At 61.7% G+C, this 17,335-nt stretch carries 18 protein-coding genes; 9 read left to right on the forward strand and 9 right to left on the reverse strand.

What is annotated here, in order from left to right:
• Window positions 1-131: 131 nt before the first annotated feature.
• On the reverse strand, window positions 132-350 hold the full coding sequence (locus tag HDC32_RS19535) for a DUF1289 domain-containing protein (RefSeq protein WP_131697620.1): 219 nt from the start codon (window positions 348-350) through the stop codon (window positions 132-134).
• Window positions 351-352: 2 nt separating this feature from the next.
• Window positions 353-685: an iron donor protein CyaY gene (gene cyaY / locus HDC32_RS19540; protein WP_032884360.1), complete on the reverse strand. Its 333-nt coding sequence runs from the start codon at window positions 683-685 to the stop codon at window positions 353-355.
• A 238-nt stretch (window positions 686-923) separates the two neighbouring features.
• Here cyaY and lptM point away from each other — a divergent pair, with 238 nt between their 5' ends.
• From lptM to HDC32_RS19570, 6 genes are read left to right on the forward strand one after another with little or no spacing between them, the layout of a single operon-like run.
• A complete protein-coding gene (gene lptM, locus HDC32_RS19545) occupies window positions 924-1,094 on the forward strand; it encodes an LPS translocon maturation chaperone LptM (RefSeq protein WP_010207449.1) in 171 nt (56 codons plus the stop codon).
• Window positions 1,095-1,103: 9 nt separating this feature from the next.
• Complete coding sequence (gene lysA / locus HDC32_RS19550) at window positions 1,104-2,351, forward strand: diaminopimelate decarboxylase (protein ID WP_145337427.1); 1,248 nt, start codon at window positions 1,104-1,106, stop codon at window positions 2,349-2,351.
• Window positions 2,352-2,354: 3 nt separating this feature from the next.
• Entirely contained in the window at window positions 2,355-3,185 is an 831-nt protein-coding gene (gene dapF / locus HDC32_RS19555) for a diaminopimelate epimerase (RefSeq protein ID WP_131697622.1), read from the forward strand.
• A gap of 13 nt (window positions 3,186-3,198) precedes the next feature.
• A complete protein-coding gene (locus HDC32_RS19560) occupies window positions 3,199-3,915 on the forward strand; it encodes a DUF484 family protein (RefSeq protein ID WP_131697623.1) in 717 nt (238 codons plus the stop codon).
• A gap of 2 nt (window positions 3,916-3,917) precedes the next feature.
• Window positions 3,918-4,817: a tyrosine recombinase XerC gene (gene xerC / locus HDC32_RS19565; RefSeq protein ID WP_131697624.1), complete on the forward strand. Its 900-nt coding sequence runs from the start codon at window positions 3,918-3,920 to the stop codon at window positions 4,815-4,817.
• A complete protein-coding gene (locus tag HDC32_RS19570) occupies window positions 4,814-5,509 on the forward strand; it encodes an HAD family hydrolase (RefSeq protein ID WP_131697625.1) in 696 nt (231 codons plus the stop codon). The genes xerC and HDC32_RS19570 overlap by 4 nt, the downstream gene beginning before the upstream one ends.
• A 196-nt stretch (window positions 5,510-5,705) precedes the next feature.
• On the opposite strand, the gene sutA is transcribed toward HDC32_RS19570, so the two are convergent.
• The 4 genes from sutA to glnK all read right to left on the reverse strand — a co-directional run bounded on the left by sutA (window position 5,706) and on the right by glnK (window position 8,479).
• Window positions 5,706-6,041, reverse strand: a complete 336-nt coding sequence (sutA, locus tag HDC32_RS19575; RefSeq protein ID WP_131697626.1) for a transcriptional regulator SutA — start codon at window positions 6,039-6,041, stop codon at window positions 5,706-5,708.
• 102 nt (window positions 6,042-6,143) lie between these two features.
• Entirely contained in the window at window positions 6,144-6,569 is a 426-nt protein-coding gene (locus tag HDC32_RS19580; RefSeq protein WP_065938004.1) for a secondary thiamine-phosphate synthase enzyme YjbQ, read from the reverse strand.
• Between the two features lie 199 nt (window positions 6,570-6,768).
• Complete coding sequence (locus HDC32_RS19585) at window positions 6,769-8,106, reverse strand: ammonium transporter (protein WP_131697627.1); 1,338 nt, start codon at window positions 8,104-8,106, stop codon at window positions 6,769-6,771.
• A 34-nt stretch (window positions 8,107-8,140) separates the two neighbouring features.
• Window positions 8,141-8,479 carry a P-II family nitrogen regulator gene (gene glnK, locus HDC32_RS19590; RefSeq protein WP_002555808.1) on the reverse strand — a complete coding sequence of 113 codons (339 nt, stop codon included), beginning with the start codon at window positions 8,477-8,479 and terminating at the stop codon, window positions 8,141-8,143.
• A 421-nt stretch (window positions 8,480-8,900) separates the two neighbouring features.
• On the opposite strand from glnK, the gene HDC32_RS19595 reads away from it, so the two are divergent.
• The gene (locus HDC32_RS19595; protein WP_027608312.1) at window positions 8,901-9,161 is read left to right on the forward strand and encodes an accessory factor UbiK family protein; all 261 of its coding nucleotides are present in this window, start codon (window positions 8,901-8,903) and stop codon (window positions 9,159-9,161) included.
• A 216-nt stretch (window positions 9,162-9,377) separates the two neighbouring features.
• On the forward strand, window positions 9,378-10,874 hold the full coding sequence (locus tag HDC32_RS19600) for a YifB family Mg chelatase-like AAA ATPase (RefSeq protein ID WP_145337425.1): 1,497 nt from the start codon (window positions 9,378-9,380) through the stop codon (window positions 10,872-10,874).
• Between the two features lie 60 nt (window positions 10,875-10,934).
• Here HDC32_RS19600 and HDC32_RS19605 read toward each other — a convergent pair whose 3' ends face one another.
• Complete coding sequence (locus tag HDC32_RS19605; RefSeq protein WP_167655938.1) at window positions 10,935-12,911, reverse strand: methyl-accepting chemotaxis protein; 1,977 nt, start codon at window positions 12,909-12,911, stop codon at window positions 10,935-10,937.
• A 178-nt stretch (window positions 12,912-13,089) separates the two neighbouring features.
• The gene (locus tag HDC32_RS19610; protein WP_131697630.1) at window positions 13,090-14,010 is read right to left on the reverse strand and encodes a LysR substrate-binding domain-containing protein; all 921 of its coding nucleotides are present in this window, start codon (window positions 14,008-14,010) and stop codon (window positions 13,090-13,092) included.
• A gap of 152 nt (window positions 14,011-14,162) precedes the next feature.
• Here HDC32_RS19610 and HDC32_RS19615 point away from each other — a divergent pair, with 152 nt between their 5' ends.
• Window positions 14,163-15,575 carry a NorM family multidrug efflux MATE transporter gene (locus HDC32_RS19615; RefSeq protein ID WP_131697631.1) on the forward strand — a complete coding sequence of 471 codons (1,413 nt, stop codon included), beginning with the start codon at window positions 14,163-14,165 and terminating at the stop codon, window positions 15,573-15,575.
• On the opposite strand, the gene HDC32_RS19620 is transcribed toward HDC32_RS19615, so the two are convergent.
• Window positions 15,572-17,245 (reverse strand): bifunctional diguanylate cyclase/phosphodiesterase, encoded by a 1,674-nt coding sequence (locus HDC32_RS19620; protein WP_131697632.1) that lies wholly within the window; start codon window positions 17,243-17,245, stop codon window positions 15,572-15,574. The two genes, HDC32_RS19615 and HDC32_RS19620, sit on opposite strands and share 4 nt — an antisense overlap.
• Window positions 17,246-17,335 lie beyond the last annotated feature (90 nt).

Below are 17,335 nucleotides of genomic sequence, written 5' to 3' on the forward strand. Positions count from 1 at the left end.
GATTCAGGCAGACTCCTTTTTTCTGCACAAAAAAGCAAAACCCCGCCAGGAAAAGGCGGGGTTCTCACGGGCCTCGATGAGTTGAGGCGTACCCGGACACTATCACAGCAGCGCAAATAAACAAGACAGGCTCAAGACGCCGCCTTGCGTTGCTCGGCCTGGGCCACGATCACTCGGCGCCGCTGATCATCGGCGGAGCGCCATTCACGGATGTCTTCCACATGGCGGAAGCAGCCGAGGCAGACTTTTTGCTCGTCCAGGCGACACAAACTGATACAAGGTGACGGCACCGCCGGGCTGACATTACTGAACAGCGGCTTGGGCGGGCGTACGAGTGCAGGCTGGCTCACGATCAGATCTCGTCAAAGTCCAGCTCGGCGCCGGTATATTCGTGGACCAGGCGCGTGAGCATCTCGCCCAACAACTCTTCACTCTTGTCGCACTGCCATTTGCCGCTTTCTTCGTCGTAGTCGAAGTGAACGCCACCGGAGCGCGCCGCCAGCCACAGCTGACGCAGCGGTTCCTGGCGACTGAAGATCAGTTGCTGGCCACTCTCGAACTTGACGGTCAGCACGCCGGCCGAGTTTTCCAGGTCCACATCCAGGCCGCTATCGTCAAAAATATCTTCCAGCGCCTGCTGGGTCGCATCCACCAGGTCGTGAAAACGGGCTTCGGTCAAACTCATTGTGGCAACCTCAAAAGTGTCTGGTTTTGCTCAAGCGCCGCACGATACGGGCGAGCCTCCCCGATTGCAAAGGATACCGATTTCAGCAAGATTGACGGCGTGAAATATCCTCAACCAGCGTAGTCCGCTTCCCGACCATCTCGGCAAACCCCCGCCGGACGGGTATTTCAGCGCATAGGCAAGCTGGCGGGTGGTCGGTATACTCGGGCGCAATTAATGCTTATTCAAGGATTTCGCCATGAAGCGCCTGATCTCTTCCCTTGCTGCGCTCGTCGCGGTCGCTTGCCTCGTTAGTGCCTGTGGTCAAAAAGGCCCGCTGTACCTGCCCGATGACAGCAAAGACCCGAATGAACAGGCGCAATCGTCGCAAAAGCCATCCAAAGCGCATAAGCACGACACCTACGAATAAGGGAACTCCATGGACGCTTTTAACTACCGGGACGGCGAGCTGTTCGCGGAAGGCGTGGCGTTGTCCGCGATTGCCCAGCGCTTTGGTACCCCGACCTACGTGTACTCCCGTGCGCATATCGAAGCCCAATACCGCTCGTTCGCCGACCCTCTCGAGGGCGTACCGCACCTGGTGTGCTACGCAGTCAAGGCCAACTCCAACCTGGGTGTACTGAATGTCCTGGCGCGTCTGGGCGCCGGTTTCGACATCGTCTCCCGTGGCGAGCTGGAACGGGTCCTGGCCGCCGGCGGCCAGCCCGACAAGATCGTGTTCTCCGGCGTCGGCAAGAGCCGCGAGGACATGCGCCGGGCCCTGGAAGTCGGCGTGCATTGCTTCAATGTCGAATCCACCGACGAACTGGAGCGCCTGCAAGTCGTCGCGGCCGAGATGGGCGTTCGTGCGCCGATCTCCCTGCGCGTCAACCCGGACGTCGATGCCGGCACCCACCCGTACATTTCCACCGGTCTCAAAGAGAACAAATTCGGCATCGCCATTGCCGACGCCGAAGACGTGTACATCCGCGCCGCCCAGCTGCCGAACCTGGAGGTGCTGGGTGTCGACTGCCATATCGGCTCGCAACTGACCACACTGCCACCGTTCCTGGATGCCCTCGACCGCCTGCTGGCATTGATCGACCGCCTGGGCGAATGCGGCATCTACCTGCACCACATCGACCTCGGCGGTGGCGTGGGCGTGCGTTATCGCGATGAAGAGCCCCCGGCGATCGCCGACTATATCCAGGCCGTGCGTGAGCGCATCGAAGGCCGCGACCTGACGCTGATGTTCGAGCCGGGCCGCTATATCGTCGCCAACGCCGGCGTGTTGCTGACCCAGGTCGAGTACCTCAAGCACACCGAGCACAAGGACTTTGCCATCGTCGACGCGGCGATGAACGACCTGATCCGCCCTGCGCTGTACCAGGCCTGGATGAATGTCACCGCGGTGACGCCTCGCAACAGCGAAGTGCGCGCCTATGACATCGTCGGCCCGATCTGCGAGACCGGTGACTTCCTGGCGAAGGATCGTCAACTGGCCCTGGAAGAAGGCGACCTGCTGGTCGTGCATTCGGCCGGTGCCTACGGGTTTGTCATGAGTTCCAACTACAACACCCGCGGGCGTACCGCCGAGGTGCTGGTGGACGGTGATCAAGCGTTTGAAGTGCGTCGCCGCGAGACGGTAGCCGAGTTGTATGCTGGCGAAAGCCTGCTGCCGGAGTAAGCCATGCTGCTGCGTTTTACCAAGATGCACGGGCTGGGCAACGATTTCATGGTCCTCGACCTGGTCAGCCAGCACGCGCACATCCTGCCCAAGCACGCTAAACAGTGGGGCGACCGGCATACCGGGATTGGTTTCGACCAATTGTTGATCGTCGAGGCGCCAAGCAACCCGGAGGTGGATTTCCGTTATCGGATCTTCAACTCCGACGGCTCCGAAGTGGAACAGTGCGGCAACGGTGCGCGCTGCTTTGCACGCTTTGTGCTGGACAAGCGCCTGACCGCCAAGCGGCAGATTCGCGTCGAGACCAAGAGCGGTGTGATCGAGCTGGATATCCGCAGCGACGGCCAGATCAGCGTCAACATGGGCGCGCCACGCCTGGTGCCGGCGGATATTCCGTTCCAGGCCAGCGAGCAGGCCACCAGCTATGCAGTGGATGTCGACGGCAAGATCGTCGACCTGGCGGCCGTCTCCATGGGCAACCCCCATGCCGTGCTGCGGGTCAACGACATCAACACTGCGCCCGTGCATGAACTGGGGCCGAAGATCGAACACCACCCGCGCTTTCCGGCGCGGGTCAATGTGGGCTTCCTGCAGGTGATCGACCGTTCCCGCGCGCAATTGCGTGTGTGGGAACGCGGCGCCGGCGAAACCCAGGCCTGCGGTACAGGTGCTTGCGCCGCTGCCGTGGCCGCGATCAGCCAGGGGTGGATGGATTCGCCGCTGTTGATCGACCTGCCCGGTGGACGCTTGTCCATCGAATGGGCAGGCCCTGGCCACCCGGTGATGATGACCGGGCCGGCCTCGCGCGTATACGAAGGACAGGTCCGTCTATGAGTGAGCCAAGCCAATGACCGATAAGCCTCAAGTGCCCGCACAAGCAACCCCGAGCGAAAGTCTGGAGGCCGCTGCCGTCGCGGCGTACCTTGAGGCTAATCCGGACTTCTTCGTCGAACACGAAGAACTGCTGCCGGCCCTGCGCATCCCCCACCAGCGTGGCGATACCGTATCGCTGGTGGAGCGACAGATGAAGATCCTGCGCGAGCGCAATATCGAAATGCGCCACAAGCTCTCGCACCTGATGGATGTCGCCCGCGACAACGACCGTCTGTTCGAGAAAACCCGCCGCCTGATTCTTACCCTGATGGACGCCGGCAGCCTGGAAGAAACGGTGATTGCCGTGGAAGACAGCCTGCGCCAGGACTTCCAGGTGCCTTTTGTCAGCCTGATTCTGTTCAGCGACAACCCGATGCCGGTGGGTCGCTGGGTCAGCGGCAACGACGCACAAACCGCGATCGGCGGCTTGCTTTCCGAAGGCAAGACCATCAGCGGCACCTTGCGCGAGCATGAACTGGACTTCCTGTTCGGCGCCGAACAGCGCAAGCAGATCGGCTCTACCGCCGTAGTCGCCCTCAGCCATCAAGGCCTGCACGGCGTACTGGCCATTGCCAGCCGCGATCCCGCGCACTACAAAAGCTCGGTGGGCACGCTGTTCCTGACCTATATCGCCGAAGTGCTGGGCCGAGTATTGCCGCGCTTCACCACCGCCCTTCGCGCGGTGCGCTAGCCATGGAACGGCAACTGGACGCTTATTGCGCTCACCTGCGCAACGAGCGCCAGGTGTCGCCCCATACGCTGGAAGCTTACCGACGGGACTTGAACAAGGTCCTGGCCTACTGCGAAAAACAGCAGATCGCCAGTTGGAAGGCCCTGGATATCCAGAGCCTGCGCAGCCTGATCGCAAGGTTGCACCAGGCGGGCCAGTCCTCACGCAGCCTGTCGCGCCTGCTGTCGGCGGTGCGTGGCCTCTATCACTACCTCAATCGCGAAGGCCTCTGCGACCACGACCCGGCCAATGGCCTGGCTCCGCCGAAAGGCGAGCGACGCCTGCCCAAGACCCTGGATACCGACCGCGCCTTGCAATTGCTCGATGGCGCCGTGGAGGACGACTTCCTCGCCCACCGCGACCAGGCGATCCTCGAACTGTTCTACTCTTCAGGCCTGCGCCTGTCGGAGCTGACGGGGCTGAACCTCGATCAACTGGACCTGGCCGACGGCCTGGTGCAGGTGCTCGGCAAGGGCAGCAAGACCCGGGTGCTGCCGGTGGGCAGGAAAGCCCGCGAAGCCCTGCAAACCTGGCTGCCGCTGCGCGCCCTGGCCAACCCGGTGGACGACGCGGTGTTTATCAGCCAGCAAGGCCGGCGCCTGGGGCCACGGGCCATCCAGGTTCGGGTCAAGGCCGCGGGCGAGCGCGAGCTGGGGCAGAACCTGCACCCGCATATGCTGCGGCACTCCTTTGCCAGCCATATGCTGGAATCGTCCCAGGATCTGCGCGCCGTGCAGGAACTGCTCGGCCATTCCGACATCAAGACCACGCAGATCTACACCCATCTGGACTTCCAACATCTGGCAACGGTCTACGACAGCGCCCATCCACGGGCCAAACGCATCAAGGGCGGCGACTCATGAGTATCAAGCTGATCACCTTCGACCTGGACGACACGCTCTGGGACAACGTACCCGTCATCATCGGCGCCGAAGCGTCGATGCGCGAATGGCTGGCCACCCACGCCGCCAAAGTTGGCGACCTGCCCCTGGAGCATTTTGCCAGCCTTCGCCAGCAGGTACTGCAACGTCATCCCGAACTCAAACACCGCATCAGCGTCCTGCGCCACCGAGTCTTGATGCATGCGTTTGAAGAGGCCGGTTACCCACAGCCTGAGGCCACGGAAATGGCCGATGTGTGTTTCGAAGCGTTCATTCACGCCCGCCATCAGCTCACGCCATTCCCAGAAGCCGAGCCGATGCTGCAAGCACTGCGCCAGCACTTTCTGCTGGGTGTGATCACCAATGGCAATGCCGATGTGCAGCGTGTTGGCCTGGCGGACTATTTTCACTTTGCGCTGCGCGCTGAAGATATTGGCATCGCCAAGCCGGATGCGCGGCTGTTCCAGGAAGCGCTGCAGCGCGGCGGAGTAGATGCCAGTGCGGCGGTGCATGTTGGCGACCACCCCGGGGACGACATTGCTGGGGCGCAGCAGGCGGGGCTGCGGGCGGTGTGGTTTAACCCGTCGGACAAGGTGTGGGAAGGGGATAAACTCCCGGACGCACAGATTCGCAGCCTGACGGAGTTGCCGGCGTTACTTCGTAGCTGGCAGTAATACGGGTGAGAAAAATGTGGGAGGGGGCTTGCTCCCGATAGCGGTGTATCAGTCTCCCGATGTATTGACTGACCTACTGTAATCGGGAGCAAGCCCCCTCCCACACTTGATTGGGGGGTGACCTGTAGCCGGTTATTACAGGCATGAAAAAACCCGCAGCGACGGCGGGCTTTTTCTTGCAAGCAGGTGGCTGACCTTAGATAGGTCGGCTGCCGTACTTGTTATCCGGCTTCTTGGGCGGGTCTGCAACCACATTGGGCTCGACTTCAACCACTTTGCCGCCTTTGGCAAGAAACTCTTCCATCGCACGGGCCAGCGCATCGCGCTCTTTATTCTTGGCTTCAACGCTCGGCAATTCATCTACCGAAACAGCAGCCTTGGCTTTGCCCTTGGCTTTGGGAGCCGCGTCATCGCCACCACCGTCATCGGCCTCGTCAGCAACGTCGTCAACTGCTGCCGCATCAAGACTATCTTCGGCCTCGTCGTCGTCACCTACTTCGAGGTCGTCGTTTTCCAGATCATCGTCGCTCATGTTCTACCTCATGACTTGCGAAAAGCAGATTAGTTATAGCCCAGCTTCATCCTCTGTCGAGGTCACCGGGGAAAAATCAACATCCACCGGATAACCAGTGGCTTATGCCCCATCACCGTGCAAGGTGGCGAGGACTTTACGAGCACCGCCATGATCACGGTGCTCGCCCAGATAAACACCTTGCCAGGTCCCTATCGCCAAGCGGCCGGCCTTGACCGGCAAACTCAGCTGGCAGCCCAGGAGACTGGCCTTGAAGTGCGCCGGCAGGTCATCCGGACCTTCGTCGTTGTGTTCGAACCCGGCGCGGCCCTGCGGCACCAGCGAGTTGAAAAAACGCTCGAAGTCACGACGAACCGCCGGATCGGCATTCTCGTTGACAGTCAACGAGGCCGAGGTGTGCTGCAGCCACAGGTGCAACAGGCCCACGCGGCAGGCCTTCAGTTCAGGCAAACCGGCAAGCAACTCGTCAGTCACCAGGTGAAAGCCCCGGGGCTTGGCCCGCAGGGTAATCAGGGTCTGTTGCCACATACAGTTCTCCGCCCATCGGCGCGCATTCTAGCGCGCTCTGGGAAAAAACAAAGTGCCGAATACGCCTACATGCCTGTAAGACATTCGCACGGCGGAAAGTGCATGACAAACTCTGCGCAAAAACCGGCACAGCTTGTTATGACTGACAAACGCCAGGCAAAAAAATGCCCGGCAAGCCGGGCATCTTTTTTTCGCGTACTTACAGGTTGTAGCCGCGTTCGTTGTGTTGCGCCAGGTCGAGGCCGACAGCCTCTTCCTCTTCGGTGACACGCAGGCCCATGACCATGTCCAGCACCTTGAGGATGACGTAGGTGACGATGGCCGTGTAGATCACGGTGAAGCCGACACCTTTGCACTGGATCCAGACTTGAGCTGCAATGTCAGTCACGGTGCCGAAGCCGCCCAATGCAGGGGCTGCAAACACACCGGTGAGGATCGCACCGACGATACCGCCGATACCGTGCACGCCGAATGCGTCCAGGGAGTCGTCATAGCCCAGTTTGCGCTTGAGGCTGGTGGCGCAGAAGAAGCAGATCACACCGGCCACCAGGCCGATCACCAGAGCGCCCATCGGGCCAACAGTGCCAGCGGCCGGCGTAACGGCTACCAGACCAGCCACGACACCCGAGGCGATGCCCAGTGCGCTTGGCTTACCGTGAGTGATCCACTCGGCGAACATCCAGCCCAGTGCTGCAGCAGCGGTAGCAATCTGAGTCACCAGCATCGCCATACCGGCGGTGCCGTTGGCCGCAGCCGCAGAGCCGGCGTTGAAGCCGAACCAGCCAACCCACAGCATGGCAGCACCCACCAGGGTGTAGCCCAGGTTGTGAGGCGCCATTGGTGTGGTCGGGAAGCCTTTACGCTTGCCGAGCACGATGCACGCCACCAGGCCAGCAACACCGGCATTGATGTGCACCACGGTGCCGCCGGCGAAGTCCAGCACGCCCCAGTCCCATAGCAGGCCACCGTTGCCGCTCCACACCATGTGGGCGATTGGCGCATAGACCAGAGTGAACCAGATAGCCATGAAGATCAGCATGGCGGAGAACTTCATGCGTTCGGCGAACGCACCGACGATCAGTGCCGGGGTGATGATGGCGAAGGTCATCTGGAAGGTGATGAACACTGCTTCCGGGAACAGCGCAGCCGGCCCGGTGATGCTGGCCGGGGTCACACCCGCCAGGAACGCCTTGCCCATGCCGCCGAAGAAGGAGTTGAAGTTGACCACACCCTGTTCCATACCCGTGGTATCGAACGCGATGCTATAGCCGTAGACGACCCACAGGATACTGATCAGGCCCGTGATGGCGAAGCACTGCATCATTACCGAAAGAATGTTTTTGGAGCGCACCATGCCGCCGTAGAACAGCGCCAGGCCTGGAATGGTCATGAACAGCACCAGCGCAGTGGATGTGAGCATCCAGGCGGTGTCGCCGGAATTGAGGACTGGAGCAGCCACTTCGTCTGCCGCCATGGCCAGGCTTGGCATTACGATGGACAACAGGGCTCCGAGCCCTGCGAATTTACGCAGAGTCATATTGTTTTCTCCTGGGGCGTTGGGGTTTGGCGGCTTAGATTGCGTCGGTATCGGTTTCGCCGGTACGGATGCGAATAGCCTGTTCCAGATTGACCACGAAGATCTTGCCGTCACCGATCTTGCCGGTGTTGGCGGCCTTGGTTATCGCCTCGATAACCCGGTCAAGATCCTTGTCGTCAATAGCGACATCAATCTTCACCTTCGGCAGGAAATCGACTACATATTCCGCGCCGCGATACAGCTCGGTGTGACCCTTCTGCCGACCGAAGCCCTTGACCTCAGTAACGGTAATGCCCTGCACGCCGATCTCGGACAACGACTCGCGTACATCGTCCAACTTGAACGGCTTGATGATGGCAGTGACTAGCTTCATGAAAACTCTCTCCCGAATTGGTGGACTTGCCCCAGGAAAACAAACCCGTCTCAAGTCTAAGCGCAGTGCCTGGCTTTGTAACGCATCGTCGCAGGGCAGTTGCCATTGCGACGCCAGCGAACCACTGGTGACGAAACCTGTACCCCTGATCCGTCGGCGCACTGCATTCGTCACAGCGACTGCATCAGTGCATGGGTCATGATCGTCTAAGCAGAAACCTTGCCAGCTCCGTAAAAATCACTGAAATCAGTCCTTTGCCCACTCAAGCCCACCAGCGGGGCTATCTGGCGACGACAATGCGCACTAAAACAGCGCATAGCCGCCCAGCCTGATGCGCGAAAAGCGTGCGACTCAGGCCGTAAAAAAGACTATAGACGCTGCGTGATACACTGCCCGCCAACAGTTTTCCGGAATATTCCCCATGCTCGCGCCCAAAGACCTCCTCGACGCCCTGAGCGGCCACGCCTCTCGTCTGTTCAGCGGCGACACCCCGCTGCCCCGCAATGAAATCGAAAGCCAGTTCAAGGCCTTGCTGCAAAGCGGTTTCAGCAAGCTCGACCTGGTGAGCCGGGAAGAGTTTGATAGCCAGATGGTGGTTCTTGCCCGCACCCGTGCGCGGTTGGAGAGCCTGGAGGCGAAAGTTGCAGAGCTGGAAGCGCGGTTGACCCCTCCTGCTGAATAAATGCGATCAGTGTGGGAGGGGGCTTGCTCCCGATGGCGGTGTATCAGCCGGTATCAATGCTGACTGAAACATTGCTATCGGGAGCAAGCCCCCTCCCACATTTGCTCAACCTTTTGTTCTGGATACGTTCTGTAAAACCTCCCCGCCTCGCTCTTCCCCACCTCGTCTACCCTTGAAAAACCGCAGGAAGCGGCCTCCCCTTTTCAAGGAACGAGCATGTCCCTCGCCATCGTCCACAGCCGCGCCCAGATCGGCGTCGAAGCCCCTGCCGTCACCGTCGAGGTGCATATGGCCAATGGTCTGCCGTCCCTGACGCTGGTGGGGCTGCCGGAAACCGCGGTCAAGGAAAGCAAGGACCGCGTACGCAGCGCCATTCTCAACTCCGCGTTGCAATACCCTGCCCGCCGGATCACCCTCAATCTAGCGCCCGCCGACCTGCCCAAGGACGGCGGCCGTTTTGACCTGGCGATTGCCCTGGGAATCCTGGCGGCCAGCGTGCAGGTGCCGGCGCTGATGCTCGATGACGTGGAATGCCTGGGGGAACTGGCGCTGTCCGGCGAAGTGCGCGCCGTGAAAGGGGTGTTGCCGGCGGCGTTGGCGGCACGCAAGGCCGGGCGCACCGTGATAGTGCCGCGGGCGAATGCCGAGGAGGCGTGCCTGGCGTCGGGGTTGAAGGTGATTGCGGTGGACCACCTGCTGCAAGTGGTGGCGCACCTGAATGGGCATGTGCCGATCGAGCCATACAAGTCCGATGGTTTGATGTACTTGAACAAGCCCTATCCGGACCTGAGTGAAGTCCAGGGCCAGCTCGCGGCCAAACGAGCGTTGCTGATTGCGGCAGCGGGCGCGCATAACCTTTTGTTCAGTGGGCCGCCCGGCACCGGCAAGACCTTGCTCGCCAGCCGCCTGCCAGGTTTATTACCGCCGTTGAGCGAACAGGAGGCGCTGGAGGTTGCCGCGATTCAATCGGTTGTAAGCCTGGCACCGCTGAGCCACTGGCCTCACCGGCCGTTTCGCCAACCGCACCATTCGGCATCAGGCCCGGCACTGGTGGGCGGCGGCTCAAAACCACAGCCAGGAGAAATTACCCTGGCTCATCATGGGGTGCTGTTTCTCGATGAGCTGCCGGAATTTGATCGAAAGGTGTTGGAAGTGCTGCGTGAACCGCTGGAGTCGGGGCATATCGTGATTTCCCGCGCTCGCGACCGAGTGAGTTTCCCGGCGCGCTTCCAACTGGTCGCGGCGATGAACCCCTGCCCTTGCGGCTATATGGGCGAACCCAGCGGGCGCTGTCGCTGTACGCCGGAGCAGATTCAGCGGTATCGCAACAAGCTCTCAGGACCGCTGCTGGACCGGATTGACTTGCACCTGACCGTGGCGAGGGAAACGACAGCGCTGAACCCGATCCAACAGATGGGCGAGGATACCGCCCATGCCTCAGCGCGGGTCGCCCAGGCTCGCGAGCATCAGCAAAAGCGCCAGGGCTGTGCGAATGCCTTTCTTGATCTGCCGGGGCTGCGCGAGCACTGCAAGCTCGCGAAGGTGGATGAAAGCTGGCTGGAAACGGCCTGTGAACGACTGACCCTATCGCTGCGCGCGGCCCATCGACTGCTCAAGGTGGCACGCACCCTGGCGGATCTGGATCAGGTAGATACCATTACCCGCGACCACCTGAAAGAGGCCCTGCAATACCGCCCGGCGGCGATCACTTAAGCTTGGCGCAGAGCCAAATGTGGGAGGGGGTAAGCCTCCCACATTTTGTACAGCGGTGGCTCAGCGAAACCGATCCACCTCATGGCGCAGGCTCGCCGCCAATGTCTCCAGTTCCTTGGCGGTAATCGCCAGGTTGGACACCACTTCCCGCTGCTCGCTGTTGGCCAGCGCGATGCTCTGCAGGTTGCTGCTGAGCAAGGTCGCGGTGCTGCTCTGCTCTTGGGTGGCGGTGGTAATCGCGGCGAATTGCTGGCCGGCCGAGCGACTTTGCTCGTCGATACGTGCCAGGGCCGAGGCCACGTCGGCGTTGCGCGACAGGCCTTCCTGCATCAGCGCGTTGCCTTGCTCCATGGTGCTGATAGCGTTGCCGGTTTCCTTCTGAATGCTCTGGATCATGCCGGAAATTTCATCGGTGGCTTCACGGGTACGCGACGCCAGGTTACGTACTTCGTCGGCCACCACAGCAAACCCACGGCCTTGCTCCCCTGCGCGGGCGGCTTCAATGGCGGCGTTGAGCGCCAGCAAGTTGGTCTGTTCGGCAATCGAGGTGATCACGCCGACGATCCCGCCGATTTCCTGGGAGCGCTGGCCGAGGGTGTTGATCACCGTGGCCGTGCTGTTCAGGGCGGTGGCGATGTGTTCCAGCGACGACGACGCTTCCTGCATCGAGGTGCGGCCAATGCGGGTCTGCTGGGCGTTTTCCTGGGCCAGGCGTTCGGTATTGCCCATGTTGTCGGCGATATTCAACGACGTGGCGCTGAACTCCTCTACCGCGCCGGCCATGCTGGTGATTTCGCCGGATTGCTGCTCCATGCCCTCATAGGCACCGCCGGACAAACCGGATAAGGCCTGGGCGCGGCTGTTGACCTCTTCGGCTGCGTTACGGATATGCGAGACCATGGTCGACAGCGCTTCGCCCATCTGGTTGAAGCTGCGCGCCAGTTGGCCGATTTCGTCATGGCTGGACACGTTCAAGCGCGCGCTCAGATCGCCCGCCCCCAGGGACTCGGCCTGACGCACCAGGTCACTCAGGGGCTGCAACTTGCTGCGCAGCAGCCAGACCGTGGCGCCCACCGCCAGCAACATCGCCAGCACGCTGCCGATCACCAGGCGAATACCCACGGCCCAGGTCACAGCGCGGATTTCAGCTTTCGGCATGCTCGCGACTACAGCCCACGGACCACCTTCGAACGGTACCGAAACGCTATAGAAATCTTCGTTCTTGTCGCTCCAGAAGCGGCCTTTGCCTGGGGTCTTGGCCAGGTCCAGCATCACCGCCACCGATTGATCCAGCGCCTGCACGCCGGCGGGTGGCACCAGCCAGTGCTTTTGCTCATCCAGCAGCGCAAGGGAACCGGTCTGGCCAATTCGGAAACGCTTGAGGTTTTCGAATTGGGCGTTCTGCGCATCGGTGTAGTCAAAACCGATGAACAGCACGGCGATGACCTTACCGCCGCTGTCACGCACCGGGCTGTACTGGGTCATGTAGGAGCGATCGAACAACACCGCCCTGCCGATGTAGGTCTGCCCACCCACAACGCGCTGATAGGCCGGGCCCTGACGGTCCAGGACGGTGCCGATGGCGCGGTTGCCATCCTGCTTGGTCAGGGACGTGCTGATCCGGATGAAGTCGTCGCCACTGCGCACAAATACGGTGGCCACGCCGCCGGACATTTGCTTGAACTCATCCACTTCATCAAAGTTGTTATTCAGCACCTCGCTGCCCAGGTACAGGCTGGGCGTCTGAACACCGGCTACGGTCACGGGTTGGTCCGCATGCACGCTCAACCCGGCGCCGAAGCGCTTTTCAAACAGCCCGCTCAAACGCTGAGTGCTCTCGCGCAAGGTGCCGTGGAAGGTATTGAGCTGGTCGGCGAGCAGACGCGCCTCACTGGCCAGGTGTTCCTCGCGGGTGTCGAGGTTGGCGGAGTCGAGGGAACGCAAGGCAAACACCGTACTGCCGCTGATAACGACAGCCAGAATCACGGCTAACGCGAGGCCTAACTGGGAGGCAATCCGGGCGCGAGGTTGAGACATGACAGCTCCTGGCCGAGGCCAGGATCATCCTGATCTCATAGCGCTGCTCGGCAAATTATCTGATGGGAAACGTTGGTGCACGATAGTTCCAACACACCTACTTCGGCTGGCCGCAGCAATACTTGAGCGATTCACAGGGGTATGACGCAAACGGTTGCGAACCAACGCTTCCACCCCTTCAGTCGAGGCGCTCTACCGCAGGCAACACCATCGCCTGCACCTCGCCTTGCAGAAAATCCGCCAACCGTCGCAAGCGCTCGCCGCCAGGACGGGTTTTTGGCCACACAAGGTAGTAATTTTCCCCACTGGCCACCGCCGTCGGCCACGGCAGGCTCAATCGTCCCTGGGCGACGTCTTCAGCCACCATCAGCAAATCGCCCATGGACACGCCGTAGCCCCGCGCAGCAGCGATCATGCCCAGCTCCAGGGTGTCGAACACCTGCCCGCCCTTGAGTGACACTTGGGACGACAGCTGCATGCGCTCCAGCCAGTTGCGCCAGTCTCGCCGGTCGGGCGTGGGGTGCAGCAATTCGGCGGTGGCCAGGCGCGCGGCATCCCAAGGTCCATCCTCCAGCAGGTTCGGCGCACCGACAGGAATCAACAGCTCCGGGAACAGGTAACGGGCCTCCCAATCCGCTGGAAAATGCCCATCGCTCAGCAGCACCGCACAGTCGAAAGGCTCCTGATTGAAGTCCACCTCGTCCACGCTCATCCAGGCGCTGGTCAGTTGCACCTCATTGCCCGGCTGCAGCGCCCGGAAGCGGCTGAGCCGCGCGAGCAGCCAGCGCATGGTCAATGTGGAGGGGGCCTTCATGCGCAGGATGTCATCTTCGGCATTCAAGGTATGGCAGGCCCGCTCCAGCGCCGCAAACCCTTCGCGCACGCCGGGCAACAACAGGCGCGCCGCCTCAGTGAGCTGCAAGGCGCGGCCGTTGCGCTGGAACAGGCGGCAGGCGAAATGCTCTTCGAGCGTGCGGATATGTCGGCTCACCGCACTTTGGGTAATCGACAGCTCCTCCGCAGCGCGGGTGAAGGAGCTGTGCCGGGAGGCCGCTTCAAAGGCACGCAACGCATAAAGAGGAGGAAGACGACGAGACATTGGGAAAGCTCCGACAGCACAGTGCTGAAACCCTACCAGAATCAATCAGACATGAGTTTTAATCATGCAAACGATCGCATTTATCCCTTTGTGCAATGGGCTGGAAGCGCCGAGAATCAACCCCTCCCCAACCCTCTGACTTTTTGAGCGTGATGATCATGCAGCATCCGGCACGTACCGAACTCTGGGCCATTCTGCGGCTGTCAGGGCCGTTGATTGCCTCACAGTTGGCACACATGCTGATGGTGTTGACCGACACCCTGATGATGGCGCGCCTGAGCCCCGAAGCCCTGGCCGGTGGCGGCCTGGGCGCGGCGAGTTATTCTTTCGTCGCGATTTTCTGCATCGGCGTGATTGCCGCCGTGGGCACCTTGGTTGCGATCCGCCACGGCGCGGGTGATATCGAAGGCGCCACCCGCCTGACCCAGGCCGGGCTGTGGCTGGCCTGGCTGATGGCCTTGGCGGCGGCCCTGCTGCTGTGGAACCTCAAGCCGGTGCTGCTGATGTTCGGCCAGACCGAAACCAACGTGCACTCGGCAGGGCAATTTCTGACCATGCTGCCGTTCGCCCTGCCTGGCTACCTGAGCTTCATGGCCCTGCGCGGTTTCACCAGCGCCATCGGCAAGGCCACTCCGGTGATGGTGATCAGCCTCGGCGGCACGGTGGTCAACTACCTGCTCAACCACGCGCTGATCGAAGGCATGTTCGGCCTGCCCAAGCTCGGCTTGATGGGCATTGGTTTAGTCACGGCCATTGTCGCCAACAGCATGGCGCTGGCGTTGATGTGGTACATCCGCAGCAACCGGGCTTATGCAGCCTACCCGCTGGGCACCGGGCTGCTGCGCCTCAACACCCAGTACTTGCGCGAGCTGTGGCGCCTGGGCCTGCCGATTGGCGGTACCTATGCGGTGGAGGTCGGGCTGTTTGCCTTTGCTGCACTGTGCATGGGCACCATGGGCAGCACGCAGTTGGCAGCGCACCAGATCGCCCTGCAAATCGTGTCGGTGGCCTTTATGGTGCCCGCGGGGATGTCCTACGCGGTGACCATGCGCATCGGCCAGCACTACGGCGCCGGGCAATTGCTGCATGCGCGCATGGCCGGGCGCGTCGGCATAGGCTTTGGCGCGGCAATAATGCTGGGATTTGCCGCCGTGCTGTGGCTGTTTTCAGACCCGTTGATTGGACTGCTAATCGACCACGACAACCCGGCGTTCCACGATGTGATCGTCCTGGCCGTCAGCCTGCTCGCCGTCGCCGCCTGGTTTGAGCTGTTCGACGGCGTGCAAACCATCGCGATGGGTTGCATTCGCGGGCTCAAAGACGCCAAGACCACCTTCCTGATCGGTGCAGGCTGCTACTGGTTGATTGGCGCGCCTTCAGCCTGGTTGATGGCCTTCACGTTGGGCTGGGGTCCCACCGGCGTGTGGTGGGGCCTGGCGCTGGGCCTGGCCTGCGCCGCGATTAGCCTGACCTGGGCGTTTGAAGCGAAGATGAAGCGGATGATTCGCCGGGAAGGCCAGGAGCCCGAAGCCGACACCGGCTTTCAGGCTGCACAGGTCGACTAGAGCCCCTCGCTCACGCAGGTGCGCTGGCCATTGCCGAAGGTCAGGTATTCCACCAACTCCGGCAACGGCAGCGGCTTGCTGATCAGGTAACCCTGGGCCTGGTCGCAGCCGAACAACCGCAACAGTGCCAGTTGCTCGGGAGTCTCGACACCTTCGGCCACCACTTCCAGATTGAGGTTGTGCGCCAGGTTGATCATGGCGTGCACCAGCTTGCGGTTTTCCTCACGCTCTTCCATGCCGCCGACGAAGCTCTTGTCGATTTTCAACAACGCAATCGGCAGGCTGTTGAGGTGCACGAACGATGAGAAACCGGTGCCGAAGTCATCCAGGGAAAACCGCACGCCCAAACGGCCAAGGGCGTCCATGGTCTGCTTGACCAGGTCACTGCGGCGCATCACGGCGGTTTCGGTCAGTTCGAATTCCAACCATTGCGCTTCCACGCCGCGCTCGCTGATCAGCCGGCTCAGCGTAGAAAGCAGCTGGCTGTCCTGGAACTGGCGAAACGACAGGTTTACCGCCATATGCAGCGGCGGCAGGCCGCGTTCGCGCAGGTCTTGCATGTCACGCAAGGCCCGGGAAATCACCCAGTAACCCAACGGTACAATCAGCCCACTCTGTTCGGCCAGTGGCACGAATTCACTCGGCGGCAACAGGCCACGCTCGCCGTGGCGCCAGCGCACCAGGGCTTCCAGGCCAACGATATGCCCGTCGTCCAGGTCGAGGCGCGGCTGGTAATGCAGCTCCAGCTCATCACGGCGCAAGGCACGGCGCAGCTCGCTTTCCAGGTCGGCCAGGCTGCGCGCGTTGCGGTTGATGCGTTCGTTGAAGATATGAAAGGTACAGCCCTGGGTACTCTTGGCTTGCTGCATGGCGATATGGGCGTGCCACATCAGCGGGTCGGCGCCGGCACGCGCCCGGGCATGGGCCACGCCCAGGCTGCAGCCGATCAGCAGGCTTTCGCCATCCACCCAATAAGGCTCGGCCATGGCTTCGGTGATGCGCTCGGCCATCCACTCCGCACGCTGGGGCGCGCGGCGCGTATCGATCAGCAGGGCGAATTCGTCGCTGCCCAGGCGCGCCAATTGATCGCCGGCTTCGAGCTGGCTCTTAAGCCGCGAGACCACTTGCAGGATCAGGCGGTCGCCGGCCTGGTGGCCGAGGGCATCGTTGGCATGGCGGAAATTATCGAGGTCCAGGTGACCGAGGGCCAGGCCGCGACCTTCGTTCTCGGCCAACCGTGCGGCCAGCAGGGTCTGGAAGCCCTGGCGGTTGGCGATGCCGGTGAGCGGGTCCTGTTCGGCCAGGCGCTGCAGAGTGTTTTCAAGCACACCACGCTCACGCACATGGCGCAGGCAACGACGCAGGGTGTCAGCGTCCAACGCATTGCGGATCAGCCAATCACTGACGCCCAGCGGCGAAACCAGCGGTTCCTGCTCCAGCAACAACACGCACGGCAAGCTGCAACGGCCAGGGCCGGGTTGCAGGCTGGGCGTGGTCAACAGCACGGCGCTGTCGTCGTCGTCGAACAGACGACTCACCGAGTCCCAGTTTGGCGCGCTGATCAGCACAGCCCCATCGCCCATCGGCGCCAGGCACTCGCGCAACAACGCTGCCCACTCAGGCGTATCGGCCAGTAGCAGCAAACGCAAGGGTTCGACAGGCGTAGACAAGCTAGCTCCCTAGACTCTGCAAAAATTCGTTGGCGGCGGGCATTATGACGTGCGGCCTGATAATCACCAATGATAGGGGCTATCAAATAC

The organism is Pseudomonas sp. JAI120, from assembly GCF_014207255.1.
Classification (GTDB): Bacteria; Pseudomonadota; Gammaproteobacteria; order Pseudomonadales; family Pseudomonadaceae; genus Aquipseudomonas.

Bases quoted from the DNA above. Each gene is read 5' to 3' on its own strand.
- cyaY (WP_032884360.1), bottom strand. From the start codon at position 685: ATGAGTTTGACCGAAGCCCGTTTTCACGACCTGGTGGATGCGACCCAG.
- lptM (WP_010207449.1), top strand. From the start codon at position 924: ATGAAGCGCCTGATCTCTTCCCTTGCTGCGCTCGTCGCGGTCGCTTGC.
- lysA (WP_145337427.1), top strand. From the start codon at position 1,104: ATGGACGCTTTTAACTACCGGGACGGCGAGCTGTTCGCGGAAGGCGTG.
- dapF (WP_131697622.1), top strand. From the start codon at position 2,355: ATGCTGCTGCGTTTTACCAAGATGCACGGGCTGGGCAACGATTTCATG.
- HDC32_RS19560 (WP_131697623.1), top strand. From the start codon at position 3,199: ATGACCGATAAGCCTCAAGTGCCCGCACAAGCAACCCCGAGCGAAAGT.
- xerC (WP_131697624.1), top strand. From the start codon at position 3,918: ATGGAACGGCAACTGGACGCTTATTGCGCTCACCTGCGCAACGAGCGC.
- HDC32_RS19570 (WP_131697625.1), top strand. From the start codon at position 4,814: ATGAGTATCAAGCTGATCACCTTCGACCTGGACGACACGCTCTGGGAC.
- sutA (WP_131697626.1), bottom strand. From the start codon at position 6,041: ATGAGCGACGATGATCTGGAAAACGACGACCTCGAAGTAGGTGACGAC.
- HDC32_RS19580 (WP_065938004.1), bottom strand. From the start codon at position 6,569: ATGTGGCAACAGACCCTGATTACCCTGCGGGCCAAGCCCCGGGGCTTT.
- HDC32_RS19585 (WP_131697627.1), bottom strand. From the start codon at position 8,106: ATGACTCTGCGTAAATTCGCAGGGCTCGGAGCCCTGTTGTCCATCGTA.
- glnK (WP_002555808.1), bottom strand. From the start codon at position 8,479: ATGAAGCTAGTCACTGCCATCATCAAGCCGTTCAAGTTGGACGATGTA.
- HDC32_RS19595 (WP_027608312.1), top strand. From the start codon at position 8,901: ATGCTCGCGCCCAAAGACCTCCTCGACGCCCTGAGCGGCCACGCCTCT.
- HDC32_RS19600 (WP_145337425.1), top strand. From the start codon at position 9,378: ATGTCCCTCGCCATCGTCCACAGCCGCGCCCAGATCGGCGTCGAAGCC.
- HDC32_RS19605 (WP_167655938.1), bottom strand. From the start codon at position 12,911: ATGTCTCAACCTCGCGCCCGGATTGCCTCCCAGTTAGGCCTCGCGTTA.
- HDC32_RS19610 (WP_131697630.1), bottom strand. From the start codon at position 14,010: ATGTCTCGTCGTCTTCCTCCTCTTTATGCGTTGCGTGCCTTTGAAGCG.
- HDC32_RS19615 (WP_131697631.1), top strand. From the start codon at position 14,163: ATGATCATGCAGCATCCGGCACGTACCGAACTCTGGGCCATTCTGCGG.